Source organism: Chryseobacterium taeanense, assembly GCF_900099685.1.
GTDB lineage: Bacteria > Bacteroidota > Bacteroidia > Flavobacteriales > Weeksellaceae > Chryseobacterium > Chryseobacterium taeanense.
Genome location: NZ_FNDW01000008.1, coordinates 45,694 through 70,035, shown reverse-complemented (window position 1 = coordinate 70,035; position 24,342 = coordinate 45,694). Strand labels below are relative to the sequence as shown.

At 36.2% G+C, this 24,342-nt stretch carries 23 protein-coding genes; 6 read left to right on the top strand and 17 right to left on the bottom strand.

The window, feature by feature from the left end:
* Positions 1–301: 301 nt before the first annotated feature.
* On the bottom strand, positions 302–1,339 hold the full coding sequence (locus tag BLR30_RS12075) for a patatin-like phospholipase family protein (protein WP_089859015.1): 1,038 nt from the start codon (positions 1,337–1,339) through the stop codon (positions 302–304).
* Positions 1,340–1,525: 186 nt separating this feature from the next.
* The gene (locus BLR30_RS12070) at positions 1,526–2,026 is read right to left on the bottom strand and encodes a M15 family metallopeptidase (protein ID WP_089859012.1); all 501 of its coding nucleotides are present in this window, start codon (positions 2,024–2,026) and stop codon (positions 1,526–1,528) included.
* A 180-nt stretch (positions 2,027–2,206) separates the two neighbouring features.
* Here BLR30_RS12070 and BLR30_RS12065 point away from each other — a divergent pair, with 180 nt between their 5' ends.
* Positions 2,207–3,478 carry a Y-family DNA polymerase gene (locus BLR30_RS12065; RefSeq protein ID WP_089859009.1) on the top strand — a complete coding sequence of 424 codons (1,272 nt, stop codon included), beginning with the start codon at positions 2,207–2,209 and terminating at the stop codon, positions 3,476–3,478.
* On the opposite strand, the gene BLR30_RS12060 is transcribed toward BLR30_RS12065, so the two are convergent.
* From BLR30_RS12060 to BLR30_RS12050, 3 genes are all read right to left on the bottom strand, one after another.
* Positions 3,465–4,613, bottom strand: a complete 1,149-nt coding sequence (locus tag BLR30_RS12060) for a serine hydrolase domain-containing protein (RefSeq protein ID WP_089859006.1) — start codon at positions 4,611–4,613, stop codon at positions 3,465–3,467. The genes BLR30_RS12065 and BLR30_RS12060 overlap by 14 nt on opposite strands.
* A gap of 98 nt (positions 4,614–4,711) precedes the next feature.
* Positions 4,712–6,253, bottom strand: a complete 1,542-nt coding sequence (locus BLR30_RS12055) for a glycine--tRNA ligase (RefSeq protein WP_089859003.1) — start codon at positions 6,251–6,253, stop codon at positions 4,712–4,714.
* Positions 6,254–6,351: 98 nt separating this feature from the next.
* On the bottom strand, positions 6,352–6,864 hold the full coding sequence (locus BLR30_RS12050) for a hypothetical protein (RefSeq protein WP_089858999.1): 513 nt from the start codon (positions 6,862–6,864) through the stop codon (positions 6,352–6,354).
* Between the two features lie 142 nt (positions 6,865–7,006).
* Here BLR30_RS12050 and BLR30_RS12045 point away from each other — a divergent pair, with 142 nt between their 5' ends.
* Entirely contained in the window at positions 7,007–7,702 is a 696-nt protein-coding gene (locus tag BLR30_RS12045) for a pseudouridine synthase (RefSeq protein ID WP_089858996.1), read from the top strand.
* Between the two features lie 88 nt (positions 7,703–7,790).
* Positions 7,791–8,813: a quinone-dependent dihydroorotate dehydrogenase gene (locus BLR30_RS12040; RefSeq protein WP_089858993.1), complete on the top strand. Its 1,023-nt coding sequence runs from the start codon at positions 7,791–7,793 to the stop codon at positions 8,811–8,813.
* A gap of 68 nt (positions 8,814–8,881) precedes the next feature.
* On the opposite strand, the gene BLR30_RS12035 is transcribed toward BLR30_RS12040, so the two are convergent.
* Together BLR30_RS12035 and BLR30_RS12030 are read right to left on the bottom strand one after the other, a co-directional pair.
* Positions 8,882–9,763 (bottom strand): hypothetical protein, encoded by an 882-nt coding sequence (locus BLR30_RS12035; protein WP_089858991.1) that lies wholly within the window; start codon positions 9,761–9,763, stop codon positions 8,882–8,884.
* A 9-nt stretch (positions 9,764–9,772) separates the two neighbouring features.
* The gene (locus BLR30_RS12030; protein ID WP_089858988.1) at positions 9,773–11,017 is read right to left on the bottom strand and encodes a DUF445 domain-containing protein; all 1,245 of its coding nucleotides are present in this window, start codon (positions 11,015–11,017) and stop codon (positions 9,773–9,775) included.
* Positions 11,018–11,186: 169 nt separating this feature from the next.
* Between BLR30_RS12030 and msrB the strand changes: the two genes are divergently transcribed.
* From msrB to BLR30_RS12015, 3 genes are all read left to right on the top strand, one after another.
* Positions 11,187–11,630 carry a peptide-methionine (R)-S-oxide reductase MsrB gene (msrB, locus tag BLR30_RS12025; RefSeq protein ID WP_089858984.1) on the top strand — a complete coding sequence of 148 codons (444 nt, stop codon included), beginning with the start codon at positions 11,187–11,189 and terminating at the stop codon, positions 11,628–11,630.
* A gap of 127 nt (positions 11,631–11,757) precedes the next feature.
* Positions 11,758–12,516, top strand: a complete 759-nt coding sequence (locus tag BLR30_RS12020; RefSeq protein WP_089858981.1) for a murein L,D-transpeptidase catalytic domain family protein — start codon at positions 11,758–11,760, stop codon at positions 12,514–12,516.
* A gap of 7 nt (positions 12,517–12,523) precedes the next feature.
* Positions 12,524–12,901 carry a cupin domain-containing protein gene (locus BLR30_RS12015; RefSeq protein WP_089858978.1) on the top strand — a complete coding sequence of 126 codons (378 nt, stop codon included), beginning with the start codon at positions 12,524–12,526 and terminating at the stop codon, positions 12,899–12,901.
* Between the two features lie 168 nt (positions 12,902–13,069).
* Here BLR30_RS12015 and fabF read toward each other — a convergent pair whose 3' ends face one another.
* From fabF to BLR30_RS11965, 10 genes are all read right to left on the bottom strand, one after another.
* A complete protein-coding gene (gene fabF / locus BLR30_RS12010) occupies positions 13,070–14,311 on the bottom strand; it encodes a beta-ketoacyl-ACP synthase II (protein WP_089859309.1) in 1,242 nt (413 codons plus the stop codon).
* Between the two features lie 99 nt (positions 14,312–14,410).
* Positions 14,411–15,679 carry an acetyl-CoA C-acetyltransferase gene (locus BLR30_RS12005; RefSeq protein ID WP_089858975.1) on the bottom strand — a complete coding sequence of 423 codons (1,269 nt, stop codon included), beginning with the start codon at positions 15,677–15,679 and terminating at the stop codon, positions 14,411–14,413.
* Positions 15,680–15,690: 11 nt separating this feature from the next.
* Positions 15,691–16,296: a TetR/AcrR family transcriptional regulator gene (locus BLR30_RS12000; RefSeq protein ID WP_089858973.1), complete on the bottom strand. Its 606-nt coding sequence runs from the start codon at positions 16,294–16,296 to the stop codon at positions 15,691–15,693.
* A 203-nt stretch (positions 16,297–16,499) separates the two neighbouring features.
* Positions 16,500–16,919, bottom strand: coding sequence for an OsmC family protein (locus tag BLR30_RS11995; protein ID WP_089858970.1), 420 nt, complete (start codon positions 16,917–16,919; stop codon positions 16,500–16,502).
* Between the two features lie 89 nt (positions 16,920–17,008).
* The gene (locus BLR30_RS11990) at positions 17,009–17,875 is read right to left on the bottom strand and encodes a helix-turn-helix domain-containing protein (RefSeq protein WP_089858967.1); all 867 of its coding nucleotides are present in this window, start codon (positions 17,873–17,875) and stop codon (positions 17,009–17,011) included.
* A gap of 125 nt (positions 17,876–18,000) precedes the next feature.
* Positions 18,001–20,673, bottom strand: a complete 2,673-nt coding sequence (locus tag BLR30_RS11985) for a TonB-dependent receptor domain-containing protein (RefSeq protein WP_089858965.1) — start codon at positions 20,671–20,673, stop codon at positions 18,001–18,003.
* Positions 20,674–20,781: 108 nt separating this feature from the next.
* The gene (locus tag BLR30_RS11980; protein ID WP_175443656.1) at positions 20,782–21,153 is read right to left on the bottom strand and encodes a hypothetical protein; all 372 of its coding nucleotides are present in this window, start codon (positions 21,151–21,153) and stop codon (positions 20,782–20,784) included.
* 19 nt (positions 21,154–21,172) lie between these two features.
* On the bottom strand, positions 21,173–21,793 hold the full coding sequence (locus BLR30_RS11975) for a hypothetical protein (RefSeq protein WP_089858962.1): 621 nt from the start codon (positions 21,791–21,793) through the stop codon (positions 21,173–21,175).
* A gap of 69 nt (positions 21,794–21,862) precedes the next feature.
* A complete protein-coding gene (locus BLR30_RS11970; RefSeq protein WP_089858959.1) occupies positions 21,863–22,549 on the bottom strand; it encodes a response regulator transcription factor in 687 nt (228 codons plus the stop codon).
* A 94-nt stretch (positions 22,550–22,643) separates the two neighbouring features.
* The gene (locus tag BLR30_RS11965; protein ID WP_089858956.1) at positions 22,644–24,191 is read right to left on the bottom strand and encodes a sensor histidine kinase; all 1,548 of its coding nucleotides are present in this window, start codon (positions 24,189–24,191) and stop codon (positions 22,644–22,646) included.
* Between the last annotated feature and the right edge of the window lie 151 nt (positions 24,192–24,342).

Here is a 24,342-nt window from a genome sequence, read left to right as displayed (position 1 = left end):
GCCCGGAGAATTCCGGCTATTGAAATTTTTAAACTACAACAAAGAGATTGTTTAAATATCTGATTATGATTTTACAAGGATTTTCATTCAGCCTGATAAAAAATAATTTTTAAATAAATTTAAACACTCTCTAAATGTTGTAGAATATTTTTCATGTTATTTGGCTTTTTGGTTATTGTTTTTAATTTCTGAGTCAAAGATATATGCCCGTAACGACAAAACTTGACGCATAAAAATTATTTTTTTAAAATTTTTGATATAAGGTTTTAAGCTTATTTTCTGCTTTTATAAGTTAAGAAGCTTATATTTTATTTTTAATAAGTTTTTGAACGATCTGATTCAGCACTTCTCTGTGATCATCAATACAACTTAAACCTGCCTGTATCAGATTTTCGATATTTGATCTTTTTACATTATCCATTGCAGGGGATGCATTTTTTAGAGAAGGATTGATTCTATAATAGTTCTTCTGATTCCGCTGTCCCAATGTCTGAAACATCTGACATAGCTGATAATCTACTGTTTCTGCGTTGGCCGACATTAAAATATCAATAATAGGATTTACCCAACTTATTTTTCCTGCTTTTTCGAGTTTTTTGAAAGAGTAAGATCTTGCTTCTATTCCTGTTCCAATGGAAATAATAATCATATCGTTCACTACAGGATAATTGGTTTTTTGATGATTTTTCAGAACTTCCGCAAAAGGAATTTTCCGTGCTTCGGCATAGGCGCAGAGCGAAGGATTATTGGCAAACATTCCGCCATCAATAAGGCTGAAAATCTGCCCGTACATCGATTTGATCTGAACCGGCGAAAAATAAGTGGGTGCTGCTGAAGTTGCCCTGCATACATCTTTTACATAAAAATTGTCTGTACTCAGGCTTGCCTTCCATGAATTAAATAGCTTAGCTCTTCTGTTCTCGATGTCATAACTTGTTATTAAACATGGTTTTATTAATTCTTTTAATTCTAAATTTCCAAAAAATGCATTAAGATTTTTTTCGAGTGCTTCCTGAGATATCTTTTCGTTAATCAGCCCAAAAGGATTGAGAAGCTTTTCCCAAAAAGACACCTGAAATATGTCGCCACCTTTTTCAGCATACAATTCCAACCCTTTCTGGATAGAATATTTTGCTTTCCGGTGTTCATCGGGACATAGAATAATAGATGCAATCAGGCCTCCTGTACTGCTTCCGGCTACAAAGTCAAAATAATCGCCGAGTTTGGCACCTGGTTTATCATGAATCTGCAGCTGCTCTTCTATGTAACGCAGAATAATACAGGTAATAATTCCCCTGATTCCGCCCCCGTCTAAAGAAAGAATGGTTGTCTTTTTCATTTTATTTTTGCTTTTTTTGAGAAATTCCTGACAATATTAGACAACTAAAACCAATAGATTCCGGAAGAAATGGCTATTGGTTTTAATTTTATATAGAGATTGTTTTGGTGTTTCTCTAAAGCAAAAGTAGATCAGGAAAGCGACAGAACTTGACGTGTTTAAAATAATTTTTCAAATAAAAGAGAATTAAAATATCACATAATCATCTTTATCTCTTTTCATTTTAATAAGCGTTCTCCAGCTTGTTTTAATTGAACTTTTTTCCGTGAGGATGACTTTTTTCTCGAAATGCGGAAGATCTTTAAAGGTTTTCCAGTTGCCGCCCCAGTCCCAGCCATATTTTGCAAAAATTTTCACACATTCGTACCAGTCTGCTACTCTGTCATTGTCCCAGTCTTTCACGGTATCCCAACTGGCTGTTTTTCCATCGATCATCAGGCATATATCAACGGCCAGCCCGTAATTGTGGATGCTTTGCCCAGCTTTGGCATTGGTTACTTTTTTTCCGGAAGTAATTCTTCCGATTGCATACAGCTTTTCCTGCTCTTCAAAGCTTCTAAGACCTTGTGTAATCCTTATTTTTGCTCTTCCGGTTAAAGCTTTGTCACAGTCTTTAATAATCTGTTTTACCTCTTCCCTTACCAAAGGGTGAAGCTTTTCAATTCTTTGTAATGTTACTTTGTCCATATCAGTATTTTAGAGTTCCGGAAACAAAATTATAATGAGAAAGCGACAAAACTTGACGTATTAAAATAAATTAAACGATTGTATATCAAATATTTAAATTTAATGTTAAAATTGCTATTAAACATAATATTGTATGATAAAAATTCTAATTTTGTGCATTGAACCGTTCCGTTTTTCATCATGTATGCTTTAGTAGATTGCAATAATTTCTTTGTTTCCTGTGAAAGGACTTTGGATCCTACACTTGAAGGCAAGCCTGTCGTGGTACTTTCCAACAACGACGGATGTGTTGTGTCCCGAAGTAAAGAAGCAAAAGATCTCGGCATTCCTATGGCGGCACCTGCTTTTAAGTACAAAGAACTTTTTAAAGAACATGATGTAAGAAGTTTTTCTGCAAAATTTGAATTGTATAATTTTAAAAGTCAGCAGGTTATTTCAATTGCCAAATCATACGTGCTGGATCATGAAGTGTACAGTATTGATGAGCTGTTTCTGGATTTTACAGGTTTTAAATACATCAATATTCATGAGTATTGCATTGAAATTAAAAACAAAATAAGGGAGGAGGCCAATATTCCGGTAAGCATCGGAATTGCACCTACAAAAACATTATGTAAAGTGGCCAACAGGATTGTAAAAAAATATCCTGAAAATTTTGATGGCGTATTTATACTCGATTCTCCCGATAAAATTGAAAAAGCTTTAAAATGGCTGGATATAGGAGATGTCTGGGGCATTGGTCGCCGGCTTGCTATAAAAATGCATGATAACGGCGTTCATAAAGCCTGGGATCTGTTGCAGAAACCAGAAATGTGGGTTCGTAAAGTGATGGGAATTCACGGAGTGAGAATGATTAATGAGCTGAAAGGAATCCGCCAGCTGGAATTGGATGCTCCGTCGCCGAAAAAATCTATCGCGGTAACAAGAAGTTTCATGGAAATGCTTACCGACAAAAAAGATGTTCGCGAAAGGGTGGAAACCTTTGGGATGTACTGTTCTGAGCGATTAAGAAAGCAGAATACATGCTGCAAAATGGTAACGGTTTTTGTGCAGACCAACCGCTTCCGGAAAGATCTGCCGGAATATAAGAATGCAGTGACAAAGATTCTTCCGAATCCTACCAATTCTTCAATTCTTATAGGAAGAGTAGTGAATGAACTGTTTGAAGCTGTTTTCAGAGAAGGATTTCACTATAAAAAAGCCGGAGTGATTGTAAATGATTTTGTTCCGGAAGATCAAAGGCTGATTAATCTTTTTGAAGAAGATACACAAAACCAGCATCTGCCGGTAATGAAGGCTATGGATGCAATGAACAAGAAATTCGGGAAAGATAAAGTTCGCCTCGGGAGTATGAGCGGAGAAAATACCTACGGAAGAAAACAGCTTTCACCGGAATATGAAGCTTTTCTTAAAAATAATACCTTTACGGAAGCTAATTTCAGATTTCATTAGTGTTACTGAAAACTTTTACAGTTTCATTTACCAGAAATTTCACTTGATCTGGCCTTCCTCTGTCATTTTTAGGAAGATTGTTGTAGCTTCCGGTTCTTACAATGACCATGTTATGTTCAGGAATCATGATGATGTATTGTCCCTGCAAACCTAAAAAATAATAATGTTTTATCGGGTTATCATTGTTAATCCAAAAGCCCATTCCGTAAATTTCTTCAGATTTTTCTGTTGGTGTTCGCATTTGATTGATAAAATCAAGGTTTAAAACCTGCTCACCATTCACTTTTCCATTGTCTAAGAATAATTGTCCCAGTTTTGCAAAATCACGTGTAGTAGAGTGAATGCAGCAATATGTTTTTTCCATCCCGTTTTCGTCGGTGCTCCATTCTGCATTTTGTTCCATTCCCAATGGAGTCCAGAATTTTTCAGATAAATAACTCGAAAGCGATTGGTTGACCGCTTTTCTTACCGCAAAACCTAAAAGTTGCGTAGAGCCACTTTGGTATTCAAATTTTTCTCCGGGGTTTTGTTTGAATCTTCTTGAAAAAGTAGCTTTTACGAGACTACTTCCGTAATAGGCTTTGGCATTCGGTAAAAAAGGATTCTTGTAATTCTCCTCCCAGTTAAGCCCGGATTCCATCTGTGCCAGGTTTTTCAGCGTTAAATTTTCTGTGAATTCTTTACCTTTAAATTCATTAAAATAATCGGAAAACTTATCATCAATACTGTTGATTTTTCCTTCTTCGACAGCTTTTCCCAACAGCATGACCGTAACAGCTTTCGCCATGGAAAAAGAGTTAGTCTTTGAGAGTTTATCATAGCCATTCCAATATTGTTCGTGAAGGATTTTTCCATTACGGATAACAAGAAAAGAAGCTGTATTGGAATGTTTTAAATCTTCAACGATGTTTTTAGGTAATTCTGTTTTATTGTATTCAGGATCTTCTTCCCAGGGAACAGGATTTCCGGCAGCGATGATATTGCGGGAGAAAAATTTTCCGTCATCAATGTGGGCACTCATTTTCCCTTTCAGGTAGGTTTTTGAAATTCCGTTGAAAATATAGCTGTAACCGAGAATATAAAAAAGCACAGCAACGATTACAGCGAATATCGCAAAGTAAATAAGGATTATCATATAGTGGATCTTGAAACAAATTTAAAATAAATTTGAAGACAAGAAGTAGAATGACAATTTATTGCAAAAAAAAGCCCTGATTTCTCAAGGCTTTTGGATTATATTTTAGAAAGTAAATTTCTGAAACTTGTTTTTTCGTCGATAATTCTTCTTAATTCCGAAACCGGAACTCTTTCCTGTTGCATCGTATCTCTGTCTCTGATCGTTACAGTGTGATCTGTAAGAGAGTCATGATCGATCGTAATGCAATAAGGCGTTCCAATCGCATCCTGTCTTCTGTAACGTTTTCCAATTGCGTCTTTCTCTTCGTAGAATAAGTTGAAATCGTATTTCAAATCGTTGAAGATTTTTTCTGCGTATTCTGCTAAACCGTCTTTCTTCATCAAAGGAAGAATGGCTGCTTTAATCGGCGCTAAAGCTGGCGGCAAAGATAAAACTGTTCTTTCCGAACCGTCTTCCAATACTTCATCTTTAAGGCAATGAGAGAATATAGAAAGGAATAACCGGTCTAGTCCAACCGACGTTTCAACGACATAAGGAACATAGTTTTCGTTTCTTTCCGGATCGAAGAACTGAAGTTTTCTTCCTGAAAATTCTTCGTGTGCTTTTAAATCAAAATCTGTTCTTGAGTGAATTCCTTCCAGTTCTTTAAACCCAAATGGGAAATTAAATTCAATATCAGCAGCAGCATTCGCGTAGTGTGCCAACTTCTCATGATCGTGGAATCTGTAGTTTTCGTCACCTAATCCTAAGGCCAAATGCCAGTTCAGACGTTTTTGTTTCCATTGCTCGTAGAATTCAAGCTCTGTTCCCGGAGCTACGAAAAACTGCATTTCCATCTGCTCAAATTCACGCATTCTGAAGATGAACTGTCTTGCCACAATTTCGTTTCTGAAAGCTTTTCCGATCTGTGCAATCCCGAAAGGAAGTCTGTGACGGGATGTTTTCTGTACGTTTAAAAAGTTAACAAAAATCCCCTGTGCGGTTTCCGGTCTTAAATAAAGATCCATTGCAGAATCTGCGGAAGCGCCTAATTTGGTTCCGAACATCAGGTTGAACTGTCGTACTTCCGTCCAGTTTTTGGAGCCGGTATCTGGATCGGCAATTTCCAGTTCTTCAATTAACGCTTTTACATCGGCAAGGTCTTCATTTTCAAGAGATTTTGCCAGTCTTGAAAGAATAACTTCTCTTTTTGCTCTGTATTCCAGTACTTTTGGATTCGTCGCAACAAACTGTTCTTTATCAAAAGACTCCCCGAATCTCTTCGCTGCTTTTTCGATCTCCTTATTTTCTTTATCTTCAATTTTAGCGCAGTAATCTTCTACCAGAACATCTGCTCTGAAACGCTTTTTAGAATCTTTATTGTCAATCAATGGATCGTTGAAAGCGTCTACGTGGCCCGATGCCTTCCATGTTGTAGGATGCATAAGGATCGCCGAATCGATACCCACAATATTTTCGTTAAGCTGTACCATCGCTTTCCACCAATATTGTTTGATATTATTTTTGAGTTCAGCACCGTTCTGTCCATAGTCGTAAACAGCGGATAAACCATCGTAGATCTCACTCGAAGGGAAAATAAAACCATATTCTTTAGCGTGAGAAATCACTTTCTTGAAAACATCTTCTTGCTTTGCCATAATTTTTTTACGTCTGAAGTGCAAAAATAGGAATTTGGATTCCAATTCCATGAAATTCAACAAAAAAAGCAGTCAAAAAACTGCTTTTACATATTTTCTTAAAAATTATAGGTTAGTCCAATGCTATTTCCACTGATATCAATTCTGTAAGAAGTCGCTTTCGTTTCATCAGTTCCCGGATTCTGATTTTGAGTGTCTACAGCTTTTTTCAGGTTTTTCTGCGCGCTGAGTGCAAAAGGAATTCCTATTCCGATAGCGCCCAAGCCAGCTCCGATCAGCGCCCATCCTCCTTTGTCTTTTTCCTTGATGGCAACACCGTTGTAATAGACTGTTTTATTTCGGGTTACCTCTTTTACAAGTCCGAATCCGATCAATCCGCCACCCACTGCGCCGAAAATCTGAGATACCGTACTGTTGGTATTGGCTTTCTTCATGTAGCTCAGTGCTTCCGGATTCGTAAACACTTTTTTATATTCAGAAAATTTGAACTTCTGATCGCCTTTAATAAAAAACTCTCTGTTGCTTTTTCCAAGCTTTAGCGAATCTGAATTCTGTGCAAATGAAATTAAAGGTAAAAGACTCAAAACGACAGTCAGTACGTACTTTTTCATGGATAAAATTTTTTTGCGAAAATAGAAATTATAGTGTTTATGAAAAAATTCCAGATGTTAATTTTTATGAACATTTATCTTTAAAGCTTTTATTATAACGATAATCAGGGATAAGTCATCTGAAAATTTTTACTTTTGCCTCATGCTAGAAATTCTTTATCGCGACGAACATCTTATTGCCATTAATAAACCCAGCGGATTATTGGTTCATAAATCTTTCTATTCCGGAGAAGCCGATACGTATGCAATTCAGGAATTGAAAAAGCAGATCGGGCGAAAAGTTTATCCGGTACATCGCTTAGACCGAAAAACGTCCGGGATATTGCTGTTCACTTTAGATAAAGAAACCCTGAAAATTATGAGCGAGCAGTTTGCTACCCGCCAGGTTGAAAAGAAGTACATCGCTATTCTCAGAGGCTGGGCGAAAGAAGAAGAAAAGATTGATTATGATCTCGTTAATGAAAATGAAATTAAGCAGAATGCGATTACCTATTATCAGCGTTTGCAGACATCGGAAATAGATTTACCTTTCTTAAAACATCAAACCTCGAGATATTGTTTGGTGGAAGCGATCCCTGAAACGGGGAGATTTCATCAGCTGAGAAAACATTTTAAGCATATTTTACATCCGATTTTAGGCTGCCGTAAACATGGTTGCAATAAACAGAATAAACTTTGGCTTCAAACATTTGGAATCAATAAAATGACACTTCACGCACATCAATTGATTTTTGAACATCCGCTCACCAACCAAAAAATAATTATAAATGCTAAAATAGACGATGAGTTTAAGAGGGTGGGAGATATTCTGAATTTTGATCTAAGAGCCTATTTTTAGGGATTTATCATATTATTTCAGGCTTTAATTGAATCTTAAACAGATTATTTTCAACTAAAATCAATACCTTTGTATTCCAAAAAAAGGCATGTACAAAAGTTTGATCCGCCCGATCCTTTTTAAATTCGATCCTGAAGAAGTACATTATTTTACTTTTTCGATGCTTAAAAATTTCTCTTTTTTAGCAAAACTTTTTCTCCCGAAACCGATTGTCGACAAAAGACTGGAAAGAGAAGTTTTCGGATTAAAATTTAAAAATCCGGTAGGACTTGCTGCCGGTTTCGATAAGAATGCTGTGCTTTTTGAAGAACTCTCTGATCTTGGTTTCGGATTTATTGAAATTGGTACTTTAACGCCGAAAGGACAGCCTGGAAATGACAAAAAAAGATTGTTCCGACTTATGGAAGATTCTGCGATTATCAACAGAATGGGCTTTAATAATGACGGAGTGGATGCCGCGGTTGAAAGATTAAAGAAAAATAAAAACGTTCTGATCGGCGGAAACATCGGAAAAAATAAAGTAACTCCGAATGAAGAAGCTGTAAATGATTATAAAATATGTTTCGAAAAACTTTTCCCCTATGTAGACTATTTTGTAGTGAATGTAAGTTCGCCAAACACGCCAAATCTTCGGGAGCTGCAGGATAAAGAACCTCTCACTCATTTGTTGGGAACTTTACAAGAAATGAACGCCGAGAAAACTACTCCAAAGCCAATCTTACTTAAAATTGCTCCGGATTTGTCAGACGATCAGTTGCTGGATATCATCGATATTGTAAAGGAAACAAAAATCGCCGGTGTGATTGCAACCAATACGACATTATCCAGAGATGGGCTGAAATCGGAGAATAAATCTGAAGCGGGAGGCCTTTCGGGAAAACCTCTGACGAAAAGATCAACGGAAGTTATTCGTTTTCTTTCTGAAAAAAGTAACAGGGCTTTTCCGATCATCGGAGTCGGAGGAATTCATACCGCAAAAGACGCGATTGAAAAACTGGACGCAGGAGCCAGCCTTATTCAATTGTACACGGGATTTATTTATGAAGGCCCGGAACTGATTAATGAAATCAATAAAGAACTCCTGAAAAGAGCCAGCCGTTTGCCAAGATAATGCGAGTAGTTCTGATTTAAGAGAGAAAAATAAAACAAATAATGGAAATCGAAATATGACTTCCTTTTTTATTTTGATTTCGTAACCGTGGCATTCTTAATATCTACAGTTAAGGTATAAGCGGGAGAACCCGATGTCTTTTTTATGCTGAATTTCAATATTTTTTGATCTTTAAGTCTTTTTGATGTTGTATTATAAATGCCTTCCAGGCAGCTTTCAATCAGGAAACCTTCATAGCTTTTGAAATTCCAGTCGTTGGTGAAATAAATGACTCTGTAGCCTTTCTCTCCATCTCCGGCACCACACATTCCGCAATAATTAAAATTTGATAATTCTTCAAAATATAACAATACTCTGTTTCCTGATTTACCTGAAGAATATGAAACTAGCCGGTTTCCGCCGAGATTGTTGATGAAATTATATGTATTGATTTTTTTATGATTCGGAACGGTAATATAATCATTGAAACGGTATATTCTGGTGTCTTTGGTGTTCAGATTTAGAGGCAGGCTTTTATTTCCTATGGAGAAAGTTCCGGTTGCCTGTTTATCTCTTTCTTGACCTTTGATATTTATTATTTCTTTTACATTCAATGTTTTGGCGATACTGTCTGACTTTTCGATGAGGTCACGATTTATTTTTTCTTTAAAAAGCTGAACTCTCTTCTTCTGGTCATTACCAAAATTGAAAAGATACAGATCGCCAAGATTATAAATACCCGTTAAAGGAATTTTCTTTTTGTACTTATCGTAATAATACCATCCGTCGACAAAATGCTGGTATTGATGGCAATCGATTATATTATCGTAGTTCAAACGAAATGTTACGGGATTTCCTGCAATTTCACCTTTGAATACCTGAAAAGTATCTGTTACTTTTTTGAGCTCTACTTTTTGGGCAAAGAAAAATGACAGAAAGAGGGTGAATGTAAAAGTCAGTATTTTTTTCATAAAGATTTTTTATAGAAAGAAATGAGCAATCGTATAGATGATTAAGCCTACCAGCCCGCCAACCAAAGTTCCGTTGACTCTGATGAACTGAAGGTCTTTTCCTACTTCCAATTCAAGCTTCTCGCTTAATTCTTTTCCTTGCCAGTTTCCCACGGTAGAGCTGATGAGGTTTCCAAACTGATGCGTATTTTTAAGGATATATTTATAAGCTGTAACGCGAACCCAGTCGTCGATTTTGTTCTGAAGGTTTTCGTCAGTTTTTAAATTTTCTGAAAATTCATTAATGTTTCGTGACAGATAAATCTTTAATGCAGATTGTTCTTCCTGTAATTCGTTTTTTAAAGTATTTTTAATGGAAATCCAGATGTCGATTGAGTATTCTTCGATTTTATTGCCTTTTAAAAGATCGTTTTTAATACTTGTGAACTCTTCATCCCATTTTGGATCTTCTTTCAGATCAATAGAAAATTCATGAATTTTTTGGGTAATTAATGCTCTTATTTCGTGTTGAGGATCTTCTTCGATTTCTTTAAAAAAATCTGAAAGTCCGATAGCAATTTTATCCGCAATCTTGTTGTCTACAAATGATGGAATGAATGTATAACTTCCTTTTTTTACCCTTTCTTTTATCATTTCATCGTTCTCAATGATATAATTTTTAATCTGGGAAGAAAGATTGGTTACAATTCTCTGATGATCGTTTTTTTCGATAATATAGCTGATTCCGTTTCCTACAATTTTGTTCAGCTTAATATCTGTAGTCATTTCCTGGACTTTTTTTGTTATAAACTGGCTCACTGAAGAATCATCAAGCTTGTTTAGGATATCCAGAACAATATCTGAAATGTTCCTAATTACGACTTCTTGGTTTTTCTCCTTCCCGAGCCATTCTCCCACAAATCCGGAGATTTTCAGCTTTTGTATATAAGGTCTGATATTTTGAGATGAAAGGAAATTATTTACCACAAAACTGCCGAGATTATCGCCCAGCCTTTGTTTGCTGTTTTCGATAAGGTTGGTATGAGGAATCGGTAAGCCTAAAGGATGTCGGAAAAGCGCTGTAACTGCAAACCAGTCTGCCAAAGCCCCCACCATGGCCGCTTCGGAAAAAGCACGTACATAGCCTATCCAATGTGAGTTGATATTTTTCTGTAAAAGAGTAGTGGCAATAAAAATTATAGCCATTAACAGGAATAATCCTGTGGCAAATGCTTTGTATTTCCTTAACTGTTTTCTTTTTGCCTCATCATTCATATTCTCAAATTTAGTAAATTTGGTTTTGATATTATTCTTTATTCGTCATTACAAAGATCAAAGAATTTCAAATATATCGAAGACTAAGTATGCTTAAAATTTTTACTTGATCTAAATCTTTAATAAATAATTTTAAGCCAATTATTAAAAAACATTTAAAATAATTTTCATGGAAAGCCAAGCAAAAAACAATCCATATTATTCCCGCACAGATAAGACAGAGCTGAAAATTTCCAACGATGAATGGAAAACAATACTTTCTCCTGATCTTTACGCTGTTGCAAGAGAGGCTGCTACAGAAAGAGCATTTACCGGAAAATATAATGAATTCGACGAACTAGGAGAATATTTTTGTGCCGTATGCGGAAATCACCTGTTTCGTTCGACTTCAAAGTTTTCAAGCAGTTGCGGCTGGCCGAGCTTTTTTGAGGCTGATAAAGAAGGCGTTTATTATAAAAGAGATTTGGCATACGGAATGGATAGGGTGGAAGTGCTTTGTAAAAGATGCGATTCTCATTTAGGGCATGTTTTTGATGACGGTCCAAAGCCTACAGGACTTCGGTATTGCATGAATTCTGTGAGTCTGGAGTTTGTTCCCGATGGTGAAATGTAAGCTCTTTTATTCACAAAATCAGGAAGTTAAAATTTCTTAAATTTGAGTTAAATTAGTGGAGTTATTCTTTCAGGTGCATATGTTTTTATACATTTGCTGTCCTAATTGATTTAACATAATATATTGAATGAAAGGATTGTATAGCTTATTAAGTATTGTTTACATGGTTACGACTTCGTTTTACCTGTCTCCTCGAAAAGAAACAGCAAATAACGAAATCAGTACAAAAAAGATTGAAAGACCCATCGGTGCAAAATCGGGAAAGACCACGGAAAATACTTTATCCTCATCAGCAGAATTATACAAATCTATCGCATTTGAACCTGGACATGAACTTAATGAAGAAGTTTTCTTCAAAGCCTTAACTGGTTTTGAGAATTTGAAGAAAGCTGGTTTGCTTAATCAAGAGTCGCACCTGCTTACGGTATGCGACTTTTCTATGTCTTCAAATACGAAAAGACTTTGGGTAATTGATATGAATGAGCGAAAAGTATTGTTCAACTCGCTGGTTGCTCACGGAAAAAATACCGGAGAAGAGTTTGCTACAAATTTCTCCAACACCGAGAGTTCGCTTCAGAGCAGCTTAGGATTTTACATCACAGATGCTACATATAATGGAGACAACGGATATTCTCTGAGACTATTGGGAATGGATAAAGGTTTTAATGATGCTGCTTACAGAAGAGCAATCGTCATGCATGGCGCAGACTACGTAAGCGATGAATTTGCAGCAATGCATAAAAGAATTGGAAGAAGCTGGGGATGCCCGGCAGTACCGAGAGATCTTACACAGCCGATTATTAACACCATAAAGGGAAGAAATCTTCTTTTTATTTATTATCCAGATCAGAATTATCTTTCGAAGTCTGAATGGTTGAAAGCATAAGTTTAAAATGGAAAAGAATTCGGAATTTATTGAAGTGATAAGAATTATCAACGATAATGATGGAAACAGTTCTTTTGAGAAAGGCAGAATTCCTGTCCTAAAGCCTATAAAAACGACTTCATTTTGGATCAGCAATAAAACTGAAGAATGGGAGAAATCTGAACATACGGCTCCGAGAAAACAATACGTGGTAACGCTGGACGGAAAAATAAGGTTTAAGGTAAGCGATGGTTCAACATTTATTATAGAACCGGGCATTATCCTTTTAGCCGAAGATGTAGAAGGAAAAGGACATAGCTGGGAGATGGAAGAAGGTGAAAAATGGGTAAGAATTTATATTCCGGTTATTGATAGTGGTGAAGACTTTTTTGTTCCCGATTATTAGTAGAAATATTTTAATTGATTTATTTGAAAAGCAGTCTTTTGTAGGCTGCTTTTCTGCTTATAAGTTTGTGATTTAGCTTTTTATTAAAAATTTAATTTTGCTTACAGGAATTTAAATACACAAAATCCCTGCGCTTTAAAGAACAAGGAATAAATTTCAGGCATTTTGTTAGGAAAACTTTTTGAAAATCAATGTAGCATTGTGTCCCCCGAAACCAAAGGCATTGCTCAAAGCATAATTGATATTCTTTTCTTTAGCCTCTCCAAAAACAATATTAAGATCTTTCGGAATATTCTCATCAATAGAATGAAGATTAATTGTTGGCGGAATAATTCCGTTTTCAATTGCTTTAATCGAAAGAATGGCTTCAGCTGCTCCGGCTGCTCCTAGCAGGTGGCCAGTCATCGATTTTGTAGCACTGATGTCTAGATTTTTACTTCCTTTAAATAATTTATTAATCCCGTTCAGTTCCACCAAATCGCCCATGGGTGTTGAGGTTGCATGAGGATTAATGTAGTCTATATCTTCTGTATTTATTCCTGCTTCATTAAGTGCCAATTGCATTGCTTTTATGGCACCTACGCCGTCGGGATGAGGTGCTGTCATGTGATACGCATCTGCTGTCATGGCAGCTCCTACTAGTTCTGCATAAATTTTTGCGCCTCTTGCCTTAGCATGTTCATATTCTTCCAGAATCAATGATCCTGCGCCTTCTCCCATCACAAAACCGTCTCTGTCTGCATCGTACGGACGGCTTGCCGTAGCAAAATCATCATTCCTTGTAGACATGGCTCTCATAATCGAGAAACCTCCAACGGATGCCGGAGTAATGGCTGCTTCTGAACCACCACTCACAATAACTTTTGCTTTCCCCAGTCTGATATAATTGAAGGCATCCATTAAGGCTGTATTTCCTGTCGCACAGGCTGAAATTGTTGTGTAGTTGATTCCCTGAAGTCCAAATTTCATGGAGATCATCCCCGAAGCCATATTGGCAATGAACTTAGGAACGAAAAAAGGGTTAAACCGTGGCGTACCGTCACCTTTTGTAAATTCCATCACTTCACTTTCGAAAGTCCACATTCCTCCCTGGCCGGTTCCCCAGATAACTCCAGTGTCGAACGGATCCATATTTTCCAATTCAAGCCCTGAATCTTTCAAAGCTTCCGCAGTGGAATACATGGCATATTGTGAAAAAAGATCGCTTCTTTTAATTTCGTTATGGGTTAAATGAACTTTAGGATCAAAATTCTTCACTTCACAGGCAAAATGTACTTTAAATTTTTCCGTATCAAAATGGGTAATTTTATTTGCTCCGCTTATTCCGTTGATGCTGTTTTCCCAGAATTCTCCGACATTGTTTCCCAATGGGGTTACGGCACCGAGACCTGTAATGACTACTCTCTTCATAGGTAGATTTTTATCTTTATAGTTTACTTGTATCATCTCAAATCTTTCTTAGATATAATTGAGACGTTTGTATTTATCTTAAATAATTATTGTGTTTGCTTATTTTTGTAAAATCATCGTAACACCCTGACCGCGTGCTGCACAGATGGAAATAAAACCTTTTCCGCTTCCTTTTTGATTAAGAAGTTTTGCTAATGTTCCGATAATTCTGCCACCAGTAGCGGCAAAAGGATGTGCTGCGGCAAGGCTTCCGCCTTTTACATTGAGTTTATCTCTGTCTATTTTCCCTAAAGCTTTTTCAAGTCCGAATTTTTTTGCAAGATCGTCGTTTTCCCAGATTTTTAAGGTGGCTAAAATCTGTGCGGCAAATGCTTCGTGAATTTCATAATAATCGAAATCTTCAAGGTTCATGCCTGCTTTTTTCAACATTCTTTCAGCTGCGAATACCGGAGCTAATAACAGGTTCTGTTTGTTTTCAACATATTCGATCCCTGCCACTTCCGAGAAGGTGATATACGCTAAAATTGATAAATTATTTTCTTTTGCCCATTCTTCACTCGCCAATAAAATAGCAGAAGCTCCATCCGTAAATGGTGTTGAATTTCCTGCTGTCAATGTTCCATTTTGTTTGTCAAATGCTGGTTTTAATGTAGCTAATTTTTCTAAACTCGTGTCACGACGGAGATTATTGTCTTTGTCCAGTCCGAAAGCAGGCGATATCATATCGTCAAAAAATCCTTCATCATAAGCTTTTGCCATATTCTGATGACTTTTAAATGCCAGTTCGTCCTGTTCTTCACGGGAAATTCTGTAATATTTTGCAGTAATTTCTGTATGACCGCCCATCACCAGACCTGTTTTAGGTTCCTGACCTTTGTATGGAATCGGCATCCAGTCTTTCAGCTTCGGATTTAACAACTGCTTGATTTTTCCAAAAACAGATTTTTCTTTATTGGCTTTTAATAAAGCTTTTCTTAAATTTAAAGATGTTTCAAACGGGATGTTGCTCATCGCTTCAACACCGCAGGCAATGCCACTCTCGATCTGGCCTAGCGCGATTTTGTTTCCGATATAAACTGCTGCTTCAATGCCGGTGTCACAAGCCTGTTGTAGATCACAAGCCGGAGTTGCAGGATCAAGATCTGTATTCATAACAGTTTCTCTGATGAGATTGCTCTCGTAAATATGCTTGATCGTTGCACCTCCGGCAACTTCTCCTAAAAGTTTGCCCTTAAGGTTGTAACGGTCGATCAAACCATTCAAAGCAGGAAGCAATAGATCCTGATTTCCTTTGTCTGCGTAAGCTGTATTCATTCTGGCAAATGGGATCCTGTTGTATCCTACGATGGCCACTCTTTTTGTTTCCATAAGGTTGAAGTTTATGATGGGTGTTTGTTCAGTTCTTTATCGATAATCCTAAGAATTCTGTCTAATGCCTGATTGAGAAATTTTTCTTCTCCTGTTGTTTTGGATAATAAAATTCCACCTTCGATCAGCATGACAAATAATGAAGCGTATTCTTTTGCATCAGCATTTTCATTCAACTCTCCAGCTTTTTGTCCTTGTGTAATAACTTCTGAAATTTTGATTATCCATTCTTCAAAAGACTTTTTAACTTGATTTTTTAAGTCAGGGAAAGTATCATCAGCTTCGGTTGCGGCGTTCATCAGAGGACATCCTCCATTGAGAAATACCGGCTTCCAGTTTTTCCTGTAAAATGCAACAAACGCCCGTAGCTTATCAATGACATTAGGAAATTCTTCACTGAAAGAACGCGACATGTTTTGCTTTAATAATCTTGCATTGTACTTGTACACTTCAAGGGCGACTTCGTCCTTATTTTCAAAGTTTCCGTAAATACTGCCTTTCGTTAATCCGGTGACTTCCGTAATGTCTGATAGTGTCGTAGAAATATACCCCTTGGTGTTAAACAAAGACGCTGTTTTTTCGATGATAAATTGCTTTGTCTTTTCTGCTTTTGACATTTCAATTGATTATGGTGCAAATATATAAAAAATATACCAATCGGTATATTTTAATTAAAGATTAAATATGATTTTAATTTATAAGTATAAACCATTAAATATAATCAAATGTTTTTGGGCTTCGGCTAAAGCCAATCGATTGATTTTCTAAATGGAAAAAACGGGCTAAAGCCCGTTCCTGCTGATGATTTAAAGTTTTAGTTTTAGTTCGCCAAAGTAGCCTCTAAAGTAATCTCAAAATTGAATGCAGCACTTACCGGGCAACCTTCTTCTGCGATTTTAGCGTACTTCTGAAATTCTTCTTCTGAAATTCCCGGAACCTTTGCAGTTAAAGTTAATTCAGATTTTGTAATTTTCCCGATGTTTGGATCTAATGTAATCACTGATTTTGTCGTTAGTTCCTCAGGAGTAAATCCTGCCTGAGAAAGTTCAGCGCTTAATTTCATGGTAAAACATCCTGCATGTGCAGCCGCCAGTAACTCTTCAGGGTTTGTTCCTACGCCATCCTCGAATCGGCTGTTAAATGAATATTGCGTCTGGTTTAAAGTTGTACTTTGTGTAGTCAAATGTCCTTTTCCTTCTTTGATGGTGCCGTTCCAAACAGCTGTTGCATTACGTCTCATAATACTTTAATTTTTTTGTTGTTAATATTGTTTGTTTTGATGTTACAAAGGTATATCACATTTCATTCCAAATAAATACATAAAAAGACTTAAATGTTGTACTTTTTTCCCGGAATGTAATTTTTCTTGAAGTTTGTGGGTGTACTTCCAGTTTTGTTGGTAAAAAGACGATTAAAATAGGCCGGATCTTCGTATCCTAAATCGTAAGCAACTTCTTTAACAGTTTTTTCCGTGTAAATAAGAAGTCTTTTGGCTTCTAACAGAATTCTGTTGATGATGAGATGGTTAGGAGATTCAAGATGTAAATTTTTAAACTTATGGGTCAGTGTTTTCGGCGCAATATGAAGAAGGTCTGCATATTCTGAAACATTGTGTTTTTCTCTGAAATGAATTTCCAGATATCTGCTGAAGTCCCGGAAAATATCAATTTCATTATTTGGAATTTTAAGGGTATCATTATCAAGATTCTGCTTTTTCCATTTTCTTGTAGCCCGAATGATAATCTGTTTTACATACGTTCTAATCATTTCTTCAGCAGAGGAATCTTTTTCTTGCAGCTCATCTTTAATATTTTTAAATAAACTTTTAATAATAGAATCTTCATTTTCCTCAAGCTCTACAAAGGGGATTTCAAAAACATTATGGAAAAGAAGTCCGTCACAAGCCACTTCTTTATCGTGAATCTGAATGCAGTAAAAATCACGGTTATAGTATAGCAAAGTAGCGCTTTCATTGGTTTTTGAGATTTTTATCTGTTGATTGGTGAGGAAAAAAAGACTGGGTTTTGTTGCTTTAAAATGATTAAAGTCTACAGAAATCTCAGAGCCGGATGGCATATATAAAACTTTAATATCATAACGAAACTTACTTCCGTTGAAGGCTTCAAGAGGGTTTTCAGAAAGATTTTCTATACCGAGCTTCTTGTAATGATCTTCAAAAATAAGTGATTGTGACATGAATTTTCCTTTATGATAAATATACAAAAAAGCATGGCTTTAATCATTAAACCATGCTTTTGCTAATTTAAAAATTTGCGAATGAAATAATTTGAAAATCATTCAAGCTTTATAGCTCTCAAACTTTAGAACGTCACATCCAGCCCGACATAAAAATTAGCTTTCATAATCGGAGCGTAAACCATTCCGCCGTCAAAATAATTTCCGAAAGGGTTCTTTACGTCAACAATTGCATTTTTCTGATAATAAGAAGTTAAATTCTCACCACCCAAATAAGCTCTTATTTTTTTATTGAAATTTCTTGAGATCTGCGCATTTAATACAACATAAGAGTTGGAATAAATTGGTATTTGAAACTGTTCCGGATTCGTTGAGGTGTTCGGAAGTCTTTGTTTTCCAACCATATTCAATGTTGTGTCAAAACTCCAGAAACCACCATTGTTGTTTTTGTTTGTTGAATAAGCAACATTTACAAATCCACGATGTTTAGCCATAAAAGGAACTTCTCTTCTTCCACTCAGATAATCTGCCTGCACGTCATAATATTTGTAAGCCAGTCTTACATCAAAGTTTCTGAATGGTATGAAATCCCACTGAGTCTGAAAAGAATTGGCAAATGACTTTCCTTCCAGGTTATAAAAAGTCAGTTGCTGAGGCGACTGATCCAAATCTACCATCACCTGGTTCTGAAAATCTGTTCTGAAAAAATCGGCAATAACCGTAGATTTCCTTCCGAAGATTTTGAACTCCTGCTGAAGACTCGCACCGTAATTCCATGCGATTTCAGGTTTTAAACCATAAATATTTCCCCCATTTTCTAGAATCTGAATATTTCTGTTTGAAGCAAAATATTGTTGGCTTTCCGCAAAAACATTTGCTGTTCTGAAACCTCTTCCTGCCGACAGTCTTAAAATAGTTTGAGGCGTAATATCATACTTAAAATTTAATCTTGGTGTGAATTGAGTTCCTGCCAGATTGTGAAAGTCAACCCTTGCTCCTGCGACCAAAGTATATTTTAGACCAGTTAAAGTGTACTCGGCAAAAGCTCCCGGAACAATTTCGTTTCTTTTAAAATTTCCAGCTAAATATGTTTCGTCATAACCGTCATACATAAAACTTACTCCTGCTTTGTATTTGTGATTGGTATTCCCTAAAATACTTTCAAAAATTAAATTTGAATAATAGGTTTGCTGCTTTCCTGAATAATTTCTAAGACCGAAGAAGCTGTCCTGCTGATGAAAGGTGTACTGATTCATCCAGCCTAAACTTTGGTAAGGTTTTCCTTTAAAAACATATCCTGTTTTATTCCAAACCTGAAATCGTGAGATATCGATCCCGACACCGTACAATGACTGCTGATTTTGTGGAATTTTTTTATCAAATCCAACCTGACCTGCAGTTCTTTCATCTTTGATAAAATTAATTCCGAAATGAGATCCGAATCCAGACTTTTCAAGGTCATTAAAGTTCAGTAAGTAGGCGGCGTTAAGTTGGGTTCCTTTCGGGCGGTCAAGAAAGCCATCCTTGTTCATATCAGTATCACCAAACGTTCCGTTGCCATGAAGAAGGAAAGTCTGAGACCATTTTTCGTCGATTTTAGAAACGCTGGTAATGTTAGCTTCCGTTCTACCGTTGAAATCTGCAAAAAGATTGAGCGATGTTTCAGGCTTTTCTGAATTTTTCAATAATTCAGTGTTAATTTGTCCGGTAATACTTTCATAACCATTCGTTACCGTACTTCCTCCTTTGGTAAGCTGAATACTTTCGATCCATCTTCCTGGAATGAAACTTAGTCCGTAAGCAGATGCCAAACCTCTTATTTCGGGCAACAGTTCTTTTGTCAGACTTGTGTATTTCTGATCTAAGCCTAACATTTTTAGCTGCTTCGTACCGGTTACCGCATTGCTGAATGAAACATCCACCGTTGCATTGGTTTCAAAACTTTCGGATAAATTACAGCAGGCAGCTTTTAGCAGTTCTTTTTTATCAATATTGAAAATTAATCCTGCTTCTTTTTTACTAAGTGAAGTAGATGCCTTGCTACCTGTTACTGTAACACCTTCGATGGCTTTTTCATTGTTGTTTTCAGTGTGTGAAGCTCCATGATCATGATGGTCTTGGCTGGTACTTTCTTCCGAATGAACTTTCGGATTTGCTTCACCAAATTGAATTTCCCTGTCGTAAAGACAGCAGGAGGGCAAATTTTTATAAGTGCTGTCGCTGGATTTGTATTTTTCATTATCATGCCCCACTTGAGCGATTTTCTTTAAAATTTTATCCGCTGAAGTCTTTTCAAGGTTAAAATTTAATATAACTGTTTGTTTTTCTGCACTCCATTCTGCTGAGTCGGCACCTGCATCTTTAGCTGCCTTTTCAATTCGGGCTTTGCATGATTCGCAATTTCCCTTTACATAGAATTCATTTTCTTTTTTTGAATGGATATGATGATCTTCATTGGCAACTATTTGATCTCTTTCATAATGACAACAGGCCGGAAGTGCATTATATACGGTTTCATCCGCTTTGAATAGCTCATTATCGTGACCTGCCTCTGCAACTTTCTTTAAAATGTCAGCGGATGAAACATTTCCTTCTGTTTCTAACGTTAAAGTTTGTGAATCAATAGAGTAACTTGCTTTTTTGGCACCAGCCTTTTTTGCAGTAGTTTCGATTCGCTCTTTGCACAGGTCGCAATTTCCTTTTACTTTAAATTGGTTCTGAGAAAGGTTCTGTGCAAATATAAATGGGGTAAATAATAGGAATATACCAAGAATGACCTTGGAAATATATGATTTCATGTTGTTTAAAATTTAGATTAATTCAATTAATGGAACAATTTAACAATGCAATAATTTAACAGTCATTGATAGATTGTTAAACAACTACATTGTCACATTTCTTTTTAATTAACCTATTTTCGGCGGTTGCCAGATTTCTTTTAAACGACCGGAAATATAAGGATCCGAATATTGAAATTGTAAATTTTTACCGGATCTATAATAAGAAATATCAAGATTAATGTCTCTTGAATAAGGAATTTCTATAAAGCTATAGCAGGTGGCACAATAAGAGCAACAATCGTCATTACATGATTGTTTTTCCTGTTGTTTTTTACCATGATTTTCTTTTGAATGCTCTGTGTGCTGTTTTTTGCAGCAGTCATTTCCCGAGCTTTCTTTACAACATGTTTCCTGCATATTCTGAGCATAAAAATTATCTTTAGGAATCAGAAAAATTCCTAAACAGAAGACAATTGTTATGATCTGAACCAGTTTCATTGTTGCAAAAATACAAAAATTATGGCAAAGGTTCACCAACTTTTACGCTGCAATTATGCCAGGGTTCACCATGAGCAGGATTTAGTTCGGGTTTAGGACCTGTCGGAGTCGGAGTATTTTGGGCAATAACCTGAGTCGGTTGTGCAGCGGGAGCGGGTTTACTGTTCAATGGCTGCCCCACAGGAATATCACATCGATGACCGGGTTCGCCGTGTGGAGGGTTCATTCCTTTTGGTGTTTTAACGTTTTTTGCTTTCCCATTGTTATCGACAGAGAATTTTCCGGGTTGTAAAGCATTAGGATCAATCTGTATCGTCTGGGTGTTATTTTGTGCTGAAGCTGACGTTTGTGATACAGGAGCAGGCTTGCTATTTAAAGGCTGACCGACCGGAATATCACATCGGTGTCCGGGTTGTCCGTGAGGAGGATTCATTCCGGGTGCGGTAACTGCTGTAGCTTGAGTATTCTGTGCTGTCTGAATTCCTGCCTGATCTAAAAGCGAAGGTTTGGGCGTTTGATTTACCGCAAGTGCCGGTTGCTGAACACCTGCCTCTTCTTTTAAATAAGTTGCTCTTTCATCTTTTTTGCAAGAAATCGTCAGTATAGAAATAGCGATTAAGCCTAAAATTGTATTCTTCATATAAAACAAAATTAGCAAAACATTTTTAATTGCTTTGCTAATTTTATAGTTGATAAGAATATTTTGTATTTAGTTTTTAACTAAAAGTCTGAATCCTTCACCGTGAACATTGATGATTTCTAAGCCTTCGTCGTCTTTCAGTAACTTACGAAGTTTTGCGATATAAACGTCCATACTTCTTGCTGTAAAGTAATTTTCTTTTTTCCAGATTTTTCTTAATGCCAGGTCTCTCGGCATAAAATCGTTTCTATGAATGCAAAGAAGTTTCAGCAGTTCGTTTTCCTTTGGGGAAAGCTTATATTCATTATCACCGACTCTCAATTGTCTTAGCATAGAATCAAAGAAAATATTGCTGATCTTGAACTGTTCCTGCTCTTCATTTTCCAATGTAGAACTTCTCTGAAGAATTGCTTTAATTTTGTATAAAAGTAATTCAGTATCAAAAGGTTTAGTGATGTAATCATCGGCTCCAAGCTGATATCCCTTCAGAATGTCTTCTCTCATATTTCTGGCTGTTAGAAATATGATCGGAGTATTTTTGTCAATTTTTTTCACGTCTTCGGCTAACGAAAATCCGTCTTTTTTCGGCATCATCACGTCGAAAATGCAGATGTCGAATTCATTTTCCGTAAATTCTTTCAATCCCTGTTCTCCATCTATCGCGAGTGTAACTTCAAAATTATTTATGGATAAATAGTCTTTTAATACTGCTCCGAAACTCTGATCGTCTTCTACTAATAATATTCTGTTGCTCATAATTTTAATAATTTAGAATTAAAATTTAATAATAAGTAAGAATGAATAGTCACTCTCTTCTTCTTCTATTTTGTTTATTTGGTTTGAATTTTTTTTAGTTCGTAGGTAATTTTATGGTGAATGTGCTTCCTTTTCCTTTGTGGGAATCTACCAATATCTGACCTTTATGAAGCTCAACAATTTTTTTTACATAGGAAAGACCTAATCCTTGTCCTTTCACATTATGAATGTTTCCGGTTTCTTCCCTAAAGAATTTCTCGAAGATTTTTGTTTTATTGTGAGTCTCCATTCCCATGCCTTTGTCAGAAACTTCAATGACGTACCAATGTCCTTCGTTTCTGGTTTTTATAGTTATTTCAGGCGTTTCGGGAGAATACTTATTGGCGTTATCCAGAAGATTCACCAACATATTAGAGATATGAAACTCATCAATTTTAAAATTATATTCTGTTGCATTAAATTCCTGTCTAAGGATTCCGTTTCTCTGTTGCACAATGAGATTGAAGGATTCTGTCGTCTTTCTGATAAGTTCGCGCACATTCGTCTCTTTCAAAAATAATTTCACTTCATTTCTTTCAAGCTTAGACATATTCAATACATTTTCTACCTGTTTTTTCATTCTCAGGTTTTCCTGCTTTATCAGTTCAGAATAGTATTTTACTTTGTCAGGATTGGTCGCGATTTTATCATTTGCTAAAGAATCAGTAGCAACGGAAATAGTTGCGAGAGGAGTTTTAAACTCGTGAGACATATTATTGATGAAATCTGTCTTTACTTCAGCCATCTTTTTCTGCCGCATCATATAATTAATGGAAATAATATAAATCCCTAATATCGTGAGCAAAGAAAGAAAAGTGCCCAGAAGCATTGGCCAGTTGTTCATCGCCAGAGAATATTCTTTTTTAGGAAAAACCAAAGCCAGCGTATAAAGCGTTCTTTCTTTTGAGTCTGTAAAAAGCGGATAACTGTACGTATTGTTGTCTTTCTTTTCTTTGTATAAATTATTAACGACGCTTGTCAGTTTGTTATTTTTATCGGTAATTCCGTAGCCGAAAGTTGCGGAAATTCCTCTGATTCTCAGTTCTTTTGTGATTACAGAATCAAGAACTTTTTCGTCTACTCTTTTGGTGATAGGCAGATTGTTTCCATTGACTTTCACAAACTCTTTCATGGCATAATCGCCGTTTTCAATGTCACGGTTGATGTCTGTTGTAAGAAGTTCGCGATTGGTAGTGTCCCTTTTTATTTTGTAGGCTGCCTCGTCAGAATATAAAGTGGTCAGCTTCAGCGAATCTCCTTTTGCGGAAATCGGGAGCTGATTTTTCTCAATAATACTTTTTGAATAAACAATCTGTCTCTGCGTCCCAGAATCTTCCACCTGTTGTATCGTCGTTAAAGAAGGCTGGTTACTGCTGGCCAAAATACTATTTCGGAAATCTTTGTTTTCAACATTCAGGTATTTGTCGACTTCTGCCTCACCGATGATTTTTGAAGTATTTTCCAATGAGGAATATACTTTAGAAGAGAAATCCTGATCCAACGCACCGTAATAACGCTTCAACCAATAAAACTGTAGCGTAACAAAGACAATCAGTGAGATCGTCATAAACACCGATATTATTGGGATGAATTTATTATTCATTATTTATTCAATTAAAAAATAGAATGTTAAAATTAAATATTTTATGACTTCATAAACAAAAAACGAGCCATAAAATTGTTTAATTTTTCTTAAAAAGCAGTTTTTTAACATTTATTTATAAATTGTTTAATGCTTGGCATAAGAAATGTGT